This is a genomic window from Ruegeria sp. YTSA135 (assembly GCF_059610165.1).
In genome coordinates this window covers 77,217-95,447 of record NZ_JBXWNC010000007.1, presented here as the reverse complement: position 1 = coordinate 95,447, position 18,231 = coordinate 77,217, and the positions used below count along the sequence as shown (strand labels likewise).

General features: G+C 58.3%; 12 protein-coding genes. 6 read left to right on the top strand and 6 right to left on the bottom strand.

Annotated features, from left to right (window positions below; genetic code table 11):
- Window positions 1-52: 52 nt before the first annotated feature.
- Both AC2FIT_RS11130 and AC2FIT_RS11125 read left to right on the top strand, forming a co-directional pair.
- Entirely contained in the window at window positions 53-373 is a 321-nt protein-coding gene (locus AC2FIT_RS11130) for a hypothetical protein (protein ID WP_496829420.1), read from the top strand.
- A gap of 54 nt (window positions 374-427) precedes the next feature.
- Window positions 428-1,414, top strand: a complete 987-nt coding sequence (locus AC2FIT_RS11125; RefSeq protein WP_496829418.1) for a type I glyceraldehyde-3-phosphate dehydrogenase — start codon at window positions 428-430, stop codon at window positions 1,412-1,414.
- Window positions 1,415-1,514: 100 nt separating this feature from the next.
- Here AC2FIT_RS11125 and AC2FIT_RS11120 read toward each other — a convergent pair whose 3' ends face one another.
- Window positions 1,515-2,000 carry an ureidoglycolate lyase gene (locus tag AC2FIT_RS11120; protein ID WP_496829416.1) on the bottom strand — a complete coding sequence of 162 codons (486 nt, stop codon included), beginning with the start codon at window positions 1,998-2,000 and terminating at the stop codon, window positions 1,515-1,517.
- Window positions 1,997-3,415, bottom strand: a complete 1,419-nt coding sequence (puuE, locus tag AC2FIT_RS11115; protein ID WP_496829414.1) for an allantoinase PuuE — start codon at window positions 3,413-3,415, stop codon at window positions 1,997-1,999. Before puuE ends, AC2FIT_RS11120 begins: the two co-directional genes overlap by 4 nt.
- A 161-nt stretch (window positions 3,416-3,576) precedes the next feature.
- Between puuE and uraH the strand changes: the two genes are divergently transcribed.
- Window positions 3,577-3,933, top strand: a complete 357-nt coding sequence (gene uraH, locus AC2FIT_RS11110; protein ID WP_496829412.1) for a hydroxyisourate hydrolase — start codon at window positions 3,577-3,579, stop codon at window positions 3,931-3,933.
- A gap of 199 nt (window positions 3,934-4,132) precedes the next feature.
- Here the strand turns inward: uraH and AC2FIT_RS11105 are convergent, their stop codons facing one another.
- Window positions 4,133-5,053, bottom strand: coding sequence for a LysR family transcriptional regulator (locus AC2FIT_RS11105; RefSeq protein WP_068337717.1), 921 nt, complete (start codon window positions 5,051-5,053; stop codon window positions 4,133-4,135).
- Between the two features lie 96 nt (window positions 5,054-5,149).
- Between AC2FIT_RS11105 and AC2FIT_RS11100 the strand changes: the two genes are divergently transcribed.
- The 3 genes from AC2FIT_RS11100 to AC2FIT_RS11090 all read left to right on the top strand — a co-directional run bounded on the left by AC2FIT_RS11100 (window position 5,150) and on the right by AC2FIT_RS11090 (window position 12,413).
- Complete coding sequence (locus tag AC2FIT_RS11100) at window positions 5,150-6,373, top strand: urate hydroxylase PuuD (RefSeq protein WP_496829410.1); 1,224 nt, start codon at window positions 5,150-5,152, stop codon at window positions 6,371-6,373.
- 158 nt (window positions 6,374-6,531) lie between these two features.
- Window positions 6,532-8,334, top strand: coding sequence for an autotransporter assembly complex protein TamA (locus AC2FIT_RS11095; protein ID WP_496829408.1), 1,803 nt, complete (start codon window positions 6,532-6,534; stop codon window positions 8,332-8,334).
- Window positions 8,331-12,413 carry a translocation/assembly module TamB domain-containing protein gene (locus tag AC2FIT_RS11090; protein WP_496829406.1) on the top strand — a complete coding sequence of 1,361 codons (4,083 nt, stop codon included), beginning with the start codon at window positions 8,331-8,333 and terminating at the stop codon, window positions 12,411-12,413. The genes AC2FIT_RS11095 and AC2FIT_RS11090 overlap by 4 nt, the downstream gene beginning before the upstream one ends.
- 158 nt (window positions 12,414-12,571) lie before the next feature.
- Here AC2FIT_RS11090 and fdhF read toward each other — a convergent pair whose 3' ends face one another.
- From fdhF to AC2FIT_RS11075, 3 genes are all read right to left on the bottom strand, one after another.
- Window positions 12,572-15,355, bottom strand: coding sequence for a formate dehydrogenase subunit alpha (gene fdhF, locus AC2FIT_RS11085; RefSeq protein WP_496829404.1), 2,784 nt, complete (start codon window positions 15,353-15,355; stop codon window positions 12,572-12,574).
- An 11-nt stretch (window positions 15,356-15,366) separates the two neighbouring features.
- A complete protein-coding gene (locus AC2FIT_RS11080; RefSeq protein WP_496829402.1) occupies window positions 15,367-17,070 on the bottom strand; it encodes an NAD(P)H-dependent oxidoreductase subunit E in 1,704 nt (567 codons plus the stop codon).
- Window positions 17,071-17,152: 82 nt separating this feature from the next.
- Window positions 17,153-18,037, bottom strand: a complete 885-nt coding sequence (locus AC2FIT_RS11075; RefSeq protein WP_496829400.1) for a LysR family transcriptional regulator — start codon at window positions 18,035-18,037, stop codon at window positions 17,153-17,155.
- Window positions 18,038-18,231: the final 194 nt, after the last annotated feature.

The window sequence follows — 18,231 nt, the reverse complement described above, 5'->3', positions numbered from 1 at the left end:
GGCGCTTTAATCTGGTGAAATAATACCTGTTTTTAGCACTGGAGATTGTTCAATGGTACTGCGTGGATCCCTGCTGGCACTGGCAGCTATAGTTGGCCTGACGGCCCTTGAGGCAACCCCTGTTGCTGCGAAAGAGACCAAATCGGTTTCCGTCATGAGCCGCACCTGGGCTGTCACGCAGGTCGCGGATACTCCGGTCGTGTTTCGCGCCACCCGCGACAACAACAACCTGAACCCGTTTGGCCCGCCGCCCCGTCTGCGGACCATTCAGGCTATTGCCGCCATTCAGGCGGCCACCGGTTGCAAGCCGATCGTGGCCAGCATGTATCAAAATATCTCGGGTCAGTTTTTCTCGCAGGTTAGTTGCAACTGATTCTTTCGCCGGGCGGGCATTGAGGTCGGCGCACCCCACTGCCATAGCTTGCGCATGAAACTCGCAATCAATGGATTCGGCCGCATTGGCCGCACGATTCTGCGGCAACTGCTTGCGTTGCCGTTAGGTAAAGACGTTGAGCTGGCGTTGATCAATGACATCGCGCCGCTCGAAACCTGCGCTTATCTGTTCAAATACGACAGCACGTTCGGCCCCTACCCTGGCACGGTCGAGTCTGCAGATGGCATACTGGTGGTTGACGGACACGCCATCCCAATGACGCACAACCCGGACCTCTCCTGCGTTGATCTGACCGGTGTCGACGTTCTGATGGATTGCACAGGTGTGGCGCGCACCTCGGACGTTGCGAGCCAAGGCCTGACCGCCGGGGCGGGAAAAGTGCTGATTTCTGGCCCCTCGCCCGCGACGGAAGTGACCATCGTTCTGGGGGCGAATGAAGACACACTGGACAATGCCCGTATCGTGTCAAATGCGTCCTGCACCACCAATGGGCTGGCCCCGCTGGTCAAGGCAATCGACGGAATAGGTGGCATTGCTTCGGCCCACATGACAACCATTCATTGCTACACCAACAGTCAGCCCATGGTTGACGCACCGCGCGGCGATCTGGCTCGGTCGCGCGCCGGAGCCCTGTCGATGGTGCCCACAACCACCAGCGCCACGCACTTGATTGATGAGGTTATGCCGCATCTTGCGGGCCGCATTTCAGGCGCCGCCGTACGCGTTCCGACCGCCAGCGTTTCAGCCGTGGATTTGGTCGCAACGCTGGAACGCGGGATGTCTGTCCCTGACTTTGACGCTGCGCTGCGCAAAGCGGTCGCACAATCCTGCGTTCTCGGCTGGACCGATCACCCGCTGGTGTCGTCGGACCTGCGCGCAAGACCTGAGTCTCTTGTGATCGCCGGTCCCGAGACACGTATGGTTGGCGAAAATCAAATCCGCGTCTTTGGTTGGTACGATAATGAATGGGGGTTTTCGGCGCGCATGATTGATGTCGCCCGCCTTATGGCGCAACCCTGATCCCGCACGCGGGCGCAGCGGGCGGGCTTGCTCGCGCGCTGCCGGGCCCAACCGGTCCCGAGCATCTTTGATGCGACCGGACCGGGCGGGAGAACCCGGTTTAGCTTGCGGCTACCTCATATGGCTCGTCGAACCAAACCTCTTCCAGATTAGCTCCATCGCCGATCCGATCCACAACGGCGAATAGGCCAGGGTCATGCAGGGGTGTCAGAACACCATGCCATGTGCCGCGCCGGTAATTCACGCCCTGCCCAGGTGCCGTGACAAAGGCCAAAGGCCGCCCCGGCCGTCCATCGACATCCGGTGCGACAACAACCAGAAAGGGCTGATGCGTCATGGGAATAAAGGCCTGACTGCCCGCAGGATGCCGTTCGACCATGTCCAGCCGGTACGGCAGGTGCCTAGGATTTGCGCGGAACAGGCTGATACCTGCACGGCCATCGGAAAAATCCAACCCGGCAAGGTCGTGATACCGGCCACATTGTCCTTGATTTATGATCTTTTCCGGCTCTCCAGAAACCTCAAGAACATCACCAAAGGGCGCAAAAGCCGCTGCGGTCAGCGGCACGGCAACAATCCGGGTCATGATGGCAACAGATCGCGCAGACGAAACTCCGCGATGCGCTCTACCTGGCGGCAGGCCTCTGCGAACTCTGTATCGCGGTCCTGCGAAATGCGTCGTTGAAACGCTTGCAAGATTGACGCTTTGTCGTGATCCCGCACAGCAATGATAAACGGAAACCCGAACTTCTCTGTGTATTGCTGGTTCAGGTCGGTAAAGGTCTCTCGCTCCTGATCCGTCAGCGCATCCAGCCCGGCCGAGGCTTGCTCGGACGTGCTTTCCTGCGTCAAACGCTTTGCTTGCGCCAACTTGCCCGCCAGGTCCGGATGAGCTGTCAGGACGCCCAACCGCTCTTCTTGCGAGGCCGAGCGGAACATACGCGTCAGCGCGTTATGTAACCCCCCGGCTGTGTCATGGGCCGGGCCAAGTTCAAGATCATAGGCGCGTTCAGCAATCCAGGCGGAGTGCTCAAAGACCCCGCCGTAGGTGCCTACAAAGACGTCGCGCGTCATCAGTGAGGGTTTTGGGTGCTGGGCTGGCAGGTGCTGCGCCGCCCAATGCTCGGCGATCTGCAGGCGCGTTGCGAACCAAACATCCGAAAATCCGCGTGCGTAGTCCAAAAATCGCCTCAACGCCATCACGCGGCCCGGGCGTCCGATCAGTCGGCAATGCAGGCCGATAGACAGCATCTTGGGCGCACCTGCTAAGCCTTCGGCATAGAGCGCGTCGAAACTGTCCTTGAGATACGCATAAAACTGATCACCCGAGTTGAACCCTTGCGGAGTGGCAAACCGCATATCGTTGCAGTCCAGAGTGTAGGGAACAATTAACTGGTCGCGCCCTTCGACTTGCGTCCAATAGGGCAGATCATCGGCATAACTATCCGCCACATAGGCAAACCCGCCTTCCTCGGCTGCCAATCGAACGGTGTTCTCTGAACAGCGCCCGGTATACCAACCGCGTGGACGCTCTCCAACAACCTCGGTATGCAGTCGAATTGCTTCGGCAATATCTGCACGTTCCTGCTCTACGGGCATATCTTTATACTCGACCCATTTGAGGCCGTGGCTGGCGATCTCCCAACCCGCATCCTTCATCGCCGCAACCTGATCGGGTGATCGGGCCAAAGCAGTCGCCACACCGTATACAGTGATCGGAAGATCATGCATCAGCCGATGCAGGCGCCAAAAGCCTGCGCGCGACCCGTATTCATAAATCGATTCCATATTCCAGTGACGCTGACCGGGCCATTGCGCAGCGCCGACGATCTCGGACAGGAACGCTTCGGATGCCGCATCACCGTGCAACACATTGTTTTCGCCTCCTTCTTCGTAGTTCAGCACGATCTGCACGGCCAGTTTTGCACCATCGGGCCATTTGGCGTTGGGCGGGTTCGCACCGTATCCGATCATGTCGCGAGGGTATCTGGGCGGCTTCATGACAACTTCCGTTCTTTAAAATTTCGACAGCCTTACCGCATAAATGCGCCCGTGATTATCAAACTAATCCGAACGCTGCTTCCGGTTCTTTCGGCATTTCCACTATTTTGAACTTTGCGTCAGACTGCGACAAAGCAAAATACAAATCAAAGGAGCTTCCCTTGGCTGGCTATCTGACAACTCATGTTCTGGACACGGCCCGTGGCTGCCCCGCCGAAGGGCTGAAGATCACGTTGTACGAGATCACCGGAGACACCCGCCGTAAGCTTGCTGAGACCGAAACCAATTCAGACGGGCGCACCAACAGCCCCATCCTACCGCAAGAAAGCTTCAAGGTTGGCACCTACGAATTGATCTTCTCTGCCGGAGACTATTTGCGCAGCACAGGTCAGGGTGTCGAGAATCCCTTGTTTTTGGATCAGGTACCGATCCGGTTCGGCATGTCAGATCCAGAGGCGCATTACCACGTTCCCTTGCTGCTGTCTCCCTACGGCTATTCAACGTACCGGGGCAGCTAAGTGAACCCTCCCGCCCGTCGGCTGCCCCTTTTGGGGCACCTTCCGTTGGGCCAAGCGCCGCACCTTTCAGGCGCGGCGCGGTCGCAAGACAAAACTCTTGTACCGCTAAAACTCATGCAACCGCGCCGCGGCCAAGCCGCGGCGCCGGGCCCAACGCTGTGCAGTGCCCGCAGGGCGCAAACAGGGGCGGGAGGACGTGTTAACCTGGCGACTCCGCATTGCGGACGACCTTTGCTATATGTCCGATCATGAAATCCATGAACAAACGCGCCTTGGGGTCTTGGTGGCGGCGATGCGTGTAGAGACAGGCCATCTGCACGGGAACCGGCGGCGTCATAGCTGCAACCGGCACCAAACGCCCTGCCTGCAGGTGCTCAGCCACTTCGAAGACAGGCTTCATCGCAATGCCCTGCCCGGATAGGGCCCAGTCGGTCAGCACGTCACCGTCATCGCATTCGAACCTGCCTGAAACGGCAAACCGCTTGGGCCCCTCGGGTGTTTCCAATTGCCACTGAAACTCCGTCGCGCCCGGAAACCGAAGGTTCAGGCATTCGTACTTGCCCGATATCAAATCAGCCCCGGTTTGCGGCATGCCCTTTCGCTGCACGTATTCCGGGGCGGCGCAGAGAACCCTCTGGCAATCAGCGATTTTGCGGATACGTAATGTGCTGTCTTCAGGCTGGCCGATGAAAAACGCCAAATCCAGCCCCTCGGTCGTCAGGTCCACCGACCTGTCTGTCAGACGCAGACGCACGTCGATTTCAGGATACTTATCCAAAAACTCAGGCACATGCGGCGCCAATAATCGACGTCCGACACCCAATGGCGCAGCAACAAACAGGGATCCGCGCGGCGCTTCGGTCAGGTGGATCACCTGCGCTTCGGCTTCGTCCACCGCATCAAGAACCGACACGGCACCTGGGTAGAATGCCCTGCCCTGCTCGGTCGGGCTGAGATTGCGTGTCGTACGCTGGAATAGACGCACGCCAAGATGATCTTCAAGCTGAGAAATGCGCGCAGACGTCACCGCTGGCGATATCCGCAGATCGCGGCCCGCAGCGGACATGCTGCCCAGATCGTAGACGCGAACAAAGGTGCGGATATTATCCAGATAGGACATCTTATCGTTTTTTTTGATACAGTTTGACAATATACGGGAATACCGAAGAAAATCGGGTTTGCCTAGTGTTGCGGCACCTTATCGGAGAGACCTCTCATGTTCGAATTCGCCGTATTCTGGGATTGGATGGCGTTTGCGGTGCGTTGGCTGCACGTGATCACCGCGATTGCCTGGATCGGATCATCTTTCTACTTCATCGCGCTGGACCTTGGCCTGAACCGCAACATGCCCGGTCCTGCAGATGGCGAAGAGTGGCAGGTCCATGGCGGTGGTTTCTATCACATCCAGAAGTACCTGGTCGCTCCGGATCGCATGCCGGACCACCTGACCTGGTTCAAATGGGAAAGCTATGCGACCTGGCTTAGCGGTGCGGCCCTGCTGATGATTGTCTACTGGGTGGGCGGAGAGCTGTATCTGATCGACGCCGAAAAAGCTGATCTGGCGTTGTGGCAGGGCATTCTGATCTCGGCTGCCTCGCTGACAGTGGGCTGGCTGATCTATGACTTCCTTTGCAAGTCGGGACTGGGCGAACGCCCTACCCTGCTGATGGTTTTGTTGTTCATACTGCTGGTTGCGATGGGCTGGGGGTATAACCAGATCTTCACTGGCCGGGCAATGATGCTTCATCTGGGTGCCTTCACCGCAACGATCATGACGGCCAATGTGTTCTTCATCATTATGCCGAACCAGCGGATCGTGGTGGACGACCTCAAGAACGGGCGCACGCCGGATCCGAAGTATGGCAAGATTGCCAAGCTGCGGTCGACCCACAACAACTACCTGACGCTGCCGGTTGTGTTCCTGATGCTGTCGAACCACTATCCGCTGGCCTTTGCGACCGAATACAACTGGATCATCGCCGCGCTGGTGTTCCTGATGGGCGTCACCATTCGGCATTACTTTAACACCCGTCACGCCCGCGCAGGCGATCCGACTTGGACCTGGGCCGTGACCGCCCTGCTGTTCATCGCGATCATGTGGCTTTCCACCGCGCCGATGTATAAACCGCTGGACGAGGCCGAGGCGCAGCCGCTTACGGCCTACGAACAAAAATTTGCCGCCGCAGACGGGTTTGAAGATGCGCATGACATCGTGCTGGGCCGCTGTTCGATGTGCCACGCGCGCGAACCGGTTTGGGATGGCATCCTCTGGGCTCCGAAAGGCGTATTGCTGGAAACCGAAGGTGATATCGCCCGTAATGCCAGGCAGATATACCTGCAGGCAGGCGTCAGCCATGCCATGCCGCCCGCCAACGTGACCTATATGGAACCTGAAGATCGCGCAGCAATCATCCGCTGGTTCCGCAATGCCGGATCGTGAATCAGGGGCCAGACAGGCACACAAACCGCTTATTCGCCCTCTGTCCCGATAATTTCTTTCCCTGCTCTGGAACTGATGCTCTATGTTGAATGCAACCAGCCGTCATTTTGCATAAGACGGCGAAACTGATTTCGACTTGGGGCAGTTGGAGCCATTCGATGCGGGGACGCGGGCCACGAGCCTATGTAAAACACTGTTTGCTCGGCGTGATGGCCGCCTTTCCGTCCTCTCTGGCTGCGTTAGAGATAACGCTCAATGCGCCCGGTGCGCCCGAGGCATTGGTTGAGCGAATTGAGGAAACCTCCTCGGTTGCAACGGCGGACAGCAGGGGGTTGGACACGCCCTTGGAAATCTTGTCCGCGGCCTTGTCGGACTACCGAACCATTGTTCAGATTCTGTATGATGAGGGCTATTTCAGCCCCGTCGTCAGCATAAAACTGGATGGGCAGGAAGCGGCTGAGATGAGCTCGCTGACCGTACCCACCGCAATCAACCGCGCGGTCATTACGGTCGAGACAGGGCCGACCTTCACGTTCGGCACGGCCGTCATCGCTCCTGTCGCACCGGAAACAGTCCTGCCCGAGGGCTTCGCCACCGGTAAGCCGGCGACGACCGGGGCCATCCAACGGGCAGTTTCTGATGGGGTGCAGGGTTGGCGCAACGCTGGCCATGCCAAGGCAGAACTTGGTAGCCAAAGCGTTATCGCCCGCCATGCCCAAAGAAGGCTGGATGCCCAGATCGCGCTTGCGCCGGGCCCGCGCCTAACCTTTGGCAAGATGTTCATCAAGGGCGACACTGATGTGCGTCATCGGTCGATTGAAAAGATCGCCGGGTTTCCTGCGGGTGAAGTCTTTTCCCCAGAAAAGATCCAGAAGGTTGGCACTCGGCTGCGTCGAACCGGCACATTCAGCGTCGTTTCGATCGAAGAAGAAGAGACACCCAACCCGGATGGAACACTGGATTTCATTGCCACGTTCGAAGATTTGCCAAAGCGCCGCCTGACATTCGGTGTCGAGCTTGCTTCGAACGCCGGGCTGGACGTGACTGCAACGTGGACACACCGAAACGTTTTCCGCCGCGCTGAACGATTGCGGTTCGAAGCTGCACTGCGCAACATCGGCGGGACCGAAGATCTGGACGGACGCTTTGGCCTGCGTCTGGATCAACCTGACCGGCTCGGCCCGGACGACAATACTTTCTGGAGCGCATTGCTGGAGCGGAAGAATACCGACAACTACAACGTAACAATCACCTCGCTGGCCTATGGTGCACGGCGCACTTTTTCCGATCGGCTATACGCCGAAGCATCGGCCGGATTTCAATGGTCAGATGCGGATGATGCCTTTGGCGATGGGCGTAAGTTCCGGTATTTCATCCTTCCGCTGCGGTCAGAATGGGATGAGCGCGACAGCAAGGTCAGCGCCACCCGAGGTTTCTATCTGGATGCACAGGCGATGCCCTTTGTCGGCCTTTCGGGTACGGAAACCGGTCTTAGGCTATTTTTCGACGGGCGCGGCTATACAAGTCTGCGCACAGACGGGCGAATCGTGCTGGCTGGCCGCGTGCAACTTGGCTCGGTAATCGGCCCAGCCTTAGACGCGGTGACGCCGGATTTCCTGTTTTTCTCAGGCGGTGCCGGAACGGTGCGCGGGCAACCTTTTGAAAGCCTCGGCATCCCGGTCAATGGTGGCGTCGCGGGTGGCAAATCCTTTCTTGGGCTTTCTGGTGAAATCCGCGGTAAGATTACCGATGCGATATCGCTTGTCGGGTTTTATGATTTCGGTACCGTAGACACGTCCTCGTTCATTGGCAGCGGTGCCGAGTATCATTCGGGCGCGGGCCTTGGGGTACGGTATGATCTGGGCGGCTTTGGCCCGCTGCGTCTTGACCTGGCCCTGCCGGTTCAGGGCGACACGGACGGCGGACTGCAGTTTTACATCGGGATCGGACAGGCGTTTTGATACGGCAGTATTCATATCCGGTTGTAACAACGGTGCTGATCCTGACCGCACCGCCCGTTTTCGCGCAGCAGGACGACGGCGGCGGCAGCATGCTAGAGCGGTTCCTGCAAGACACCCTGTCAGGTGACGATCAGAACGTAACCGTGAAAGGCCTGCAAGGCGCGCTGAGCGCACGCGCCACGATCGAAGAGATCACTGTATCCGATGATGAAGGCGTCTGGCTAACCATCAAACAGGCCGAACTGGACTGGAACAGGCTAGCCCTGATCCGGGGGCGGTTCTCGGTCAATGCCCTGACCGCGCAAGAGATCGACATAGCGCGCGCACCCGGCACAACCACCAAGGACACGCCGGCACCTGCGGCTGAAACTCAGCCGTTTGAGCTGCCAGAGTTACCGGTTTCGGTTGAGATCGGGGAAATCCGAATCGATGAGCTATTGCTGGGTGAGCCATTGATTGGTGTTGCCGCTGCACTGTCGGTGACCGGCAATCTCTCGTTGGCCGATGGCACGCTGGACACCAACCTGGACATAACCCGGCTGGACCGTGCGGGCGACAGGGTGACTCTGACAGCCGGTTTCCAGAACGCGTCGCGTGAAATCAACCTGGACTTGGAGGTGAATGAGGCTGAAGGCGGCGTTATATCTACGGCGCTAAACATCCCCGACAGCCCTGCGATTGGGTTCACCGCCAAAGGAGCGGGGCCACTAACGGATTTCACAGCCGATATTGCCCTGAGCAGTGACAGACAGCCGCGCGTGACCGGACAGGTCCAACTGCGCGCGGCAGAAACCGGAGCAGCGGAGGGGATAGCCTTTACTGCCGATCTGGGCGGTGACCTGACCCCCTTCATGACCGAGGATCTTGACCCGTTCTTTGGCCCGAGAACACGCCTTTTTGTGGACGGTCAGACCAAGCCACAAGGAGCATTAGACCTTCCTGACATTGAACTGACCACACAAGCCCTGGATTTGAAGGGCGAACTGCAACTGGCCGAAGGCGGCACGTTGCAAATGGTGGCCCTGCAGGGCCGGATCACACCACCTGACGGAGAAACCGTGGTTTTGCCAGTCAGCGGCGGGGATACCTTGATTGAGGCCGCGCAGATTTCTGCGTTGTTTGATCGCGCAAACGGGAACCTCTGGGACTTGAGCCTGACGGCAGATACGTTTCAATCGCCTCAAGCGAGCCTGAGGGATGCTGCGATCACAGCACAGGGTACACTGGAACAGGGCAACGCCTTCAGCATTCAGGGCGATCTTCAGGCCATTGTAGATGGGGTCGACCTGAACAATCTAGCCATCAATACCGCTCTGGGCGATCGCCTGACTCTGGACGGCCAGTTCGACTATGACAGCGACCAGACCCTGAACCTGTCCGGGTTCGAGCTGGTCGGAACCGATTATACGTTAGCACTGGATGCGCTGATCGACGGGCTGGACACTGGCTTGACGGTGGATGGCTCCGCCATGCTTAACGCAACGGATCTGGCGCGGTTTTCAGATCTGGCACAGCTTGATCTGGGCGGTCAGGCGTCGGCCCGAATTGACGGCAACGGCTCACCGTTAGAGGGCAGCTTTGACGGCAAACTGGTTGTTGAGGGTCGCAATCTGGTGACAGGTCGCGACGACATCGACCCGATCATCAAGGGGGAAACAACGATTACCGTGGATGGCAGCCGTGGCAGTGGCGGCATCACCATCCGCGAATTTGCGCTGAATAGCGCAGCTGCGCAGGCGCAGGCCAACGGAGACATCACAACCCCCAATGGCAACCTGACCATCGACGGGCAAGCCAGCGTTACAGCGTCTGACCTGTCTGTTTTTTCAGGCTTGGCAAAACGTGACCTTGGTGGCGCGTTGCAAGCAAAGGTAGTCGGGAAAGGCGCGGTACAGACGCTTGAAATTGACGGAACGGCCAGTGTAACCGCTCAGGACATCAAGATCGGGATGCCCGACATTGATCCTCTGCTGGCAGGCAAAACCGTGATTAATTGGGACGGCGCGTATTCAGGCGACCGGATCGAAATTCGCGAGGCGACGGTGAACGGTGCGGCCGTGACTGCACAGGTTGCCGCAACGGTTGATAATCCGACCGGCGATCTGGCGGTAGATGGCAATGCCCGCATTAATGCCCCTGATCTGTCGCTGTTCTCGGGGCTGGCAAAACGCGATCTGGGCGGTTCGATCGCGGCCAATATTCAAGGGAACGCCGCCATTGCCAACAGGATTTTCGATATTCAGGGCGAGGTGAACGCAGACGACATTCGAACCGGCATCGAAATGGTCGATACCTTGATCCAAGGCCGCACCACCCTGAACATTGACGCCGCGAACGGTGAACAAGGGGTGGATATCCGCACCTTTCGCCTGATGGGCACTGCCCTGTCCGCAACGGCATCGGGGCAGCTGGACCGCGAGGCCGGCGGGCTAAGTTTCAATGCCCGGCTTGATGATCTGGCCCGCATCAACACTTTGGTATCCGGACCGCTGACATTGGACGGTAATGTGGCCCCAACGCCTTCAGGGCTTGAAGGCACCACGCGGTTGACCGGGCCCGACAGTTCTTATGCAGAATTGACCGGAACCGTCGACTCGGATGGTTCGGCCGATCTGGATTTCGACGCCAAGCTGAACAGGATCGAGCGCTTTGCACCCGAATTCCCTGGCACTGTTGCGGCAATTGGCAACGCCAAACGTAACGGCGGCGAATGGACCATCGACGGGTCGGCAAATGGCCCTGCTGAGATTAACAGCACGATCAAAGGAACTTTTGATGAGACCTCGGGCGAGGCCGATCTGGAGGCGCAGGGCGGTATCAACTTGGGTGTCGCCAACCTCTTTATTTCGCCCAACAAGATTGAAGGAACTGCGCGCCATAATCTACGGCTTCGGGGGAAACCCGGGCTGAACGCTGTCAGCGGGTCCATCACCACCTCTGGTACGTCGCTTGCGTTGCCCGGTATTGGACAGACAGTCACCGGCATCAGCGGATCGGTTGAGCTTGCGGAAAGCCGGGCAACGATCTCACTAAGCGGAGGAATGCGTGCAGGCGGAAACTTCACCGTTTCCGGCCCCTTGGACCTTACACCACCGCTGAACGCGAACATAGTTACACGTCTCAACAACCTCGTGCTTACGGATAAATTGCTGTACGAGACAACACTGAATGGCGAAATCGCCATGACCGGCGCCCTGGCGGGTAACAGTGCACTTTCCGGTCAGATCACGTTTGAAGAGACGAACATAAACCTTGCCGCTGCATCAGGAGCCGTAGGGGCCGCTCCGATCCCCGAGATCAAACATTTAAATGAAAGCCAGCCGGTCTTCATCACCCGCGAACGGGCGGGGCTGGTTGTCGAGGAAGGCCAAACTAAAAGCGAATCCCGCATCGCGTTGGACATCAGTCTGCTGGCACCCAAGGCGGTTTTTGTCCGCGGTCGGGGCGTGAACGCGGAACTGGGTGGAAGACTATTTATCGGCGGCACGACGACCACGGTCATTCCGTCCGGGCAAATTGAACTGATCCGTGGTAACTTCGATATTCTGGGTCGCAGACTGGCGCTAACCAAGGGGCTTGTGACACTGCAGGGGGACTTGAAGCCCTATATTGAGTTCGCCTCGTCAACCAGCACATCCGATGGCACCGCCACCATCGAAATCGCTGGGCCACTGGATTCGCCCGAGGTTGATGTTTTCTCCGACCCCGAACGCCCCGCCGAGGAAGCTCTGGCCATGCTCTTGTTCGGCAATCGTTTTTCGGAAATCTCACCTTTCGTGATTGCCCAGATGGCGGCGTCGCTGGCGCAGCTCAGCGGCGCTGTCGGAGACACAACCAAGGGGCTACGCGAGGCTGCCGGCGTGGATACAGTGGATATCGGTGCAAGCGAAGGCGGCACCGGGCGTCTTGGCGCCGGGGCATACCTCAGCGATAACCTCTACACCGATTTCACCGTCAACACGGAAGGCGACACCGAAGTGAACCTGAACCTTGATGTCACTGACAGTTTCACCGTGCGCGGCACGGTGGACGGGCGCGGTGAAACTGGGCTCGGTGTGTTTTTTGAACGCGATTACTAGCGACGTCACTCGACACCAACTAATTGTTTGACCCGTGGCGTGAGCCCGGTTGAAGCGTGAACCTACTTGGATCAGGGCCGCCACGCGTGGACCTTTGAAAAGACAAAAAAGCGGGACTGTTGCAGCCCCGCCTTTTCTGGATTTTCACTAACAAAGAGTTACTCTGCCGCGATCGTGTCCCCGATCTTTTCAACTCGAATGGCCGCGAACTTGAACTCGGGAATTTTCCCATAGGGATCGATAGCCGAATTGGTCAGAACATTCGCGGCCGCTTCGACAAAGGCGAAGGGGATGAAGACCATGTCCTCGGCAATTGCCCGGTCGGCGCGCGCCATGATCTCGATCGAGCCGCGACGCGTGGTCAGGCGAACCATCTCGCCCGGTTCAATTCCCATCAGCTTGAGCGTGCGCGGGTTCATCGAACAATTCGCTTCAGGCTCGACCGCGTCCAGAACCGTGCTCCGGCGGGTCATTGCGCCGGTGTGCCAATGCTCAAGTTGGCGGCCAGTGGTGGCAATCATCGGGTATTCCGCATCCGGAACTTCATCCGGTGGAATAACACTGGCCGGAGTGAACTTGGCCTTGCCGCCGGCCCGTGGGAAACCGTCGCCGAATACAATGGACTGACCTGGATCGGTCTCGCTAAGCGACGGGTAGGTGATCGAGGCGTTTTCCAACCGCTCCCACGTGATGTTGTCCAGCGACGCCATGGTCAGCTTCATCTCGGCAAAAACTTCGGAAACCTCTGTGTAATCCCAGTTCAGCCCGATGCGCTGCGCCAGTTCGACTGTGATTTTCCAGTCCTCACGCGCATCCCCCGGAGGCGCTACGGCAGGCCGCACACGCTGCACCTGACGGTTGGTGTTCGAGGTGGTCCCGTTCTTTTCATACAGCGCTGAGGCCGGCAGGATGATATCCGCATAGTTCGCCGTTTCGGTCAGGAAGATATCCTGCACGATCATCAGATCGAGCTTGGCCAACGCGTCACGGGCGTGGTTCACATCCGGGTCGGACATGGCCGGGTTTTCACCCATGATGTACATACCCTTGATGTTACCCGCATAGGCCTGATCAATGATCTCAGTAACTGTCAGGCCTTTTTCATTCGAAAAGTCGTCTGAGTTCCAGACGTTGTTGAACTTGGCCCGGATGTTGTCATCGGTCACAGTCTGATAGTCTGGCAGGAACATCGGGATCAGGCCCGCGTCAGATGCGCCCTGCACGTTGTTCTGACCACGCAGCGGATGCAGGCCCGCGCCGGGTTTTCCAACGTTGCCAGTCATCAGAGCCAGCGAAATCAGGCAGCGCGAGTTATCCGTGCCGTGAATGTGCTGGCTGACGCCCATTCCCCAGAAGATCAGACCGGCCTTGGCCTGTGCAAAGGTACGCGCCACGCGGCGTATCTGATCGGGTTCGATACCGCAGATCGGGGCCATCGCCTCGGGCGTGAACTGACGCAGATGTTCTTTTTCTGCGGCCCAATCCTCGGTCCAGCGGTGGATGTACTGGCTGTCATACAGTTCTTCTTCGACGATCACGTTCATGATCGCGTTGAGCATCGAAACATCCGCCCCCGGACGGAATTGCAGCATCTCGCTTGCGAATTTGCGCATGCCAACGCCGCGTGGGTCCATCACGATCAACTTGCCGCCGCGCTTGGCGAACTGCTTGAAATACGTCGCCGCGACGGGATGGTTTTCGACCGGGTTCGCCCCGATGATAATCGCCACGTCAGCGTTTTCGATCTCGTTGAAGGTCGCAGTCACAGCGCCTGAGCCCACGTTTTCGATCAGCGCAGCCACAGACGACGCGTGGCACAGACGGGTGCAGTGGTCAACGTTGTTGTGCTTGAAACCCTGACGGATGAACTTCTGGAACAGGTAGGCCTCTTCGTTGGTACACTTGGCAGAACCAAACCCTGCGACGCTGCGCGGGTCTTCGTCGCGCAAGGCCATCAGCTTGGTGGCGGCCAGATCCATCGCCTCTTCCCAAGTCGCTTCGCGGAAATGGGTAGACAGGTTGCCCGGATCGACGTTCAGACCCTTTTCAGGCGCGTCCTCACGACGGATCAGCGGCGTGGTCAGGCGGTGCGGATGGTGGATGTAGTCAAAGCCAAAGCGGCCCTTGACGCACAAGCGGCCTTCGTTGGCGGGGCCGTTGATGCCCTCGACATACTTGACCTTGCCGTCCTTGACCTTCAGCGAGACTTTACAGCCTACACCACAGAACGGGCAGACGCTTTCGGTTTCGCTGTCGTAGTCCTTGCTGTCGCCAATTTGCTGATCATCCAGCACAGTGGCGGGCATAAGTGCGCCGGTCGGGCAGGCCTGAACGCATTCCCCACAAGCGACACAGGTTGAATCACCCATCGGGTCGTTCTGGTCGAACACCACCTGCGCAGTATGACCACGACCGGCCATGCCGATCACGTCATTCACCTGAACTTCGCGGCAGGCACGAACACAGAGGTTGCAGTTGATGCAGGCGTCCAGATTGACGCGCATCGCAACGTGGCTGTCATCCAGCAGCGGGATCTTCTCGGCCTCTTTCGCCGGGAACCGACTGTTGCTGACATCGTTCAGCTTGGCCATGTCCCAGAAATGGCTGGAGGCGTCATGCGCTTCTTCGGGTTGGTCGGCGACCAACAGTTCCATAACCATGGCACGCGATTTCTCGGCCCGGTCGCTGTCGGTCTTGACGACCATACCGTCTGCAGCAGGACGGATGCATGAGGCGACCAGCGTGCGCTCGCCTTCCACCTCGACCATACAGGCGCGGCAGTTGCCGTCCGGGCGATAACCAGGCTGCGGCTTGTGGCACAGGTGCGGGATGGTGAACCCCTGCCCCTTGGCGGCTTCCCAGATGGTCCAGCCTTCGGGCACGGTGACGTCTTGCCCATTCAGGTTGAAGGTGACGGTCTTGGTTGGGCTTGCATCAAGCATGGCTGTCTCCTTCAGATTTCGTCAGCAAAGTGTTTCATGACCAGACGGATCGGGTTCGGGGCCGCTTGCCCCAGACCGCAAATCGATGCGTCACCCATGACCTGACACAGGTCTTCCAGCAGGTCTTGATCCCACTTATCGGCCTGCATCAGTTTCACCGCCTTTTCGCAGCCCGCCCGGCAGGGGGTGCACTGGCCGCAGCTTTCGTCCTCGAAGAAGCGCAGCATGTTCAGCGCCGCATCGCGGGCCGTGTCCTGATCAGACAGAACCACCACCGCGGCGGACCCGATAAAGGTGCCCAGCGGTTGCAATGTGTCGAAATCAAGTGGAACGTCGTCGATTGACGCAGGCAACAGGCCAGAGGACGGCCCGCCTGGTTGATAGGCCTTGAACACGTGGCCCTCGGCCATACCGCCAGCGGCATCAATCACGTCAAGGATGGTCGACCCCGCAGGCAAAAGGTAGACCCCCGGCTGCGCAACCCGGCCCGAGACCGAATAGCTGCGCAGGCCTTTGCGGCCATTCTTTTCAACTGAATTCAGGATCTGCGGCCCCTCGCGGCAGATTTTCGAGACCCAATAAAGTGTTTCGACATTGTGGACCAAGGTCGGGCGGTTAAAGACCCCAACCTGCGCCACAAACGGAGGACGATGACGCGGCAGGCCCTTCTTTCCCTCAATCGATTCGATCATCGCGGATTCTTCACCGCAGATGTAAGCACCGGCACCCCGGCGCAGGTCGATATAGCCTTCGTCAACGATTCCGGCTTTTTCCAAAACCGAAATCTCGCGGCGCAGGATTTCCAGAACCGCCGGGTATTCGTCGCGCATGTAGATAAAGCAGGTCTGCGCCTCGACCGCCCAGGCGGCAATCAGCATGCCTTCCAGAAACACATGCGGGGTGCGTTCAAGGTAGTAGCGGTCTTTGAAGGTGCCCGGCTCGCCCTCGTCGCCATTCACCGCCAGATAACGCGGACCTTCGTTCATGCGAACAAAACCCCACTTTTTACCGGACGGGAAGCCAGCACCACCCAGACCACGCAGGCCCGAGGACAGGACATCTTCTTGCACCTGCTCCCAATCGCCACTGTCACGCAGCTCTTTCAGTTTGACGTAACCGCCGTTCGCCTCGTAGGCGGCGAAGGTTTCATAGTCGGGCAGATGGGCATGCGTATCATCGGCAGCAATCGCCGCCTGCACCTTTTCAGGGGTCGCATGATCGATGTGGTTGTGACCGATCTCAAGCACAGGGGCCGTATCACAACGTCCCATGCAGGGCGCGCGCAAGACACGAACTTGTGATGCATCCAACCCGTCTTCCAGCGCCTTTTGCAACTGCTGGGCGCCGGCCATTTCGCAGGACAGAGAATCACAAACCCGGATCGTCAGCGCGGGCGGAGGGACCTCATCCTCTTTCACGACATCGAAATGGGCATAGAAGGTGGCCGTTTCATAGATTTCAGCCTGACCGACACGCATTTCCACCGCCAACGCAGCGATGTGATCGGCGCTTATGTGGCCGTGCGCATCCTGAATTAAGTGCAGAAATTCAATAAGTAAGTCCCGGCGTCGCGGTCGGTCGCCCAAAAGGGCTGCGATTTCGGCCTGCGCCTCGTCCGTGAACTGACGGCCCTTGGGTGTGTGCCGTCCCTTGCCTTTACCTGACTTCCAGACGCCCTTGGGGGCGCCGGATGGCTTGGTATCTAATGGTGCCATGATGTCCTCCGATTGAGAGTCCGAATGTCATCAGTCTAACATATCGTCAAATCGCATATTTTAATCGCACGATAAGGAAACATTATTGCTCCAAAGACGTCACCACATCACGCAAAGCATCAACCGTTGGCAGTTCTGGTTCACGGATCAAGGTCGCCAGACAAATCGGTTTGCTGACCACCGGATCGACCAGCGGTAACACCCTGGTCCCTGTCAGATCACCCAAGGCACGTACCAGAACACGCGGGACAACGGTTGCCGCCAGACCCTCGCACGCCATAACCATCGAGGCGGAAAAACCACTGGTTTCCGCAACCACATCCGGATGCAAACCATGCTCGGCAAAAATTCGGTCAAGAATACGCCGGTTCTGCATCTGCGGCTCAAGCAGGCTCAGCGGAAATTCGGCAACTCGACCCCATGGAATTGGGCCGGTTTCATCCGTCATATGTGTTGGGACCAGCAGCACATAGGTCTCTTCATACAGCGGCTGCACCCGGCGTAAATCAGTGCCAATACTGTCGCCGTAAGTCACTCCGGCATCTATGCTGCCTTCGTCCAGCCGGTACTGTATGGCGGTGGAGGACAGGGTTTCGATCCGGGTCACAATACGAGGATGCGCATCCCGCAGGCGCTTGATCAGATGCCCCGTGAATGCAACCGCCGTTGGGATCACACCCAGAATCAAAGTGCCGGTAATCTCACCCTTTGCCGCCAGAACCTGCTGTTCCAGCGCCTTGGTGTCGTCGAGGATGCGCCGCGCCCGCTGGACGATCATCGCGCCTTCTTCGGTCAGCCCCTGAAACCGGTTCGCACGGCGGACAATCGAAACCCCAAGCCGATCCTCGAGGTTGCGAATACGCATCGAAAAGGCAGGCTGCGAAATCCCGCATTCTTCGGCCGCCTTGGCAAAGTGTCGGTGCCGCGCGAGGGCGCTGAGCAATTGTAGGTCACGAATTTCGATCATTTCAGGGCGTCTCACAAGGCAAATCAGCCCCCACCTTAACGGCGGGCGTGCTGCATAGAAACGAATGAATTGACCCGGACCGTCGCATGAAGTCAGCAGCACGCGGAGCATTTTTAGTGCCCGTGATTGCGCGGGATAAACCGATTGTGAGCTTCACGGCAAGTTAAGTCATTCGTGAAGAAAAACTCGATACT

What these genes read in the sequence shown, in the direction of transcription:
- AC2FIT_RS11130 (WP_496829420.1), top strand. Translation starts at nt 53, where the DNA reads ATGGTACTGCGTGGATCCCTGCTGGCACTGGCAGCTATAGTTGGCCTG.
- AC2FIT_RS11125 (WP_496829418.1), top strand. Translation starts at nt 428, where the DNA reads ATGAAACTCGCAATCAATGGATTCGGCCGCATTGGCCGCACGATTCTG.
- AC2FIT_RS11120 (WP_496829416.1), bottom strand. Translation starts at nt 2,000, where the DNA reads ATGACCCGGATTGTTGCCGTGCCGCTGACCGCAGCGGCTTTTGCGCCC.
- puuE (WP_496829414.1), bottom strand. Translation starts at nt 3,415, where the DNA reads ATGAAGCCGCCCAGATACCCTCGCGACATGATCGGATACGGTGCGAAC.
- AC2FIT_RS11105 (WP_068337717.1), bottom strand. Translation starts at nt 5,053, where the DNA reads ATGTCCTATCTGGATAATATCCGCACCTTTGTTCGCGTCTACGATCTG.
- AC2FIT_RS11100 (WP_496829410.1), top strand. Translation starts at nt 5,150, where the DNA reads ATGTTCGAATTCGCCGTATTCTGGGATTGGATGGCGTTTGCGGTGCGT.
- AC2FIT_RS11095 (WP_496829408.1), top strand. Translation starts at nt 6,532, where the DNA reads ATGCGGGGACGCGGGCCACGAGCCTATGTAAAACACTGTTTGCTCGGC.
- fdhF (WP_496829404.1), bottom strand. Translation starts at nt 15,355, where the DNA reads ATGCTTGATGCAAGCCCAACCAAGACCGTCACCTTCAACCTGAATGGG.
- AC2FIT_RS11080 (WP_496829402.1), bottom strand. Translation starts at nt 17,070, where the DNA reads ATGGCACCATTAGATACCAAGCCATCCGGCGCCCCCAAGGGCGTCTGG.
- AC2FIT_RS11075 (WP_496829400.1), bottom strand. Translation starts at nt 18,037, where the DNA reads ATGATCGAAATTCGTGACCTACAATTGCTCAGCGCCCTCGCGCGGCAC.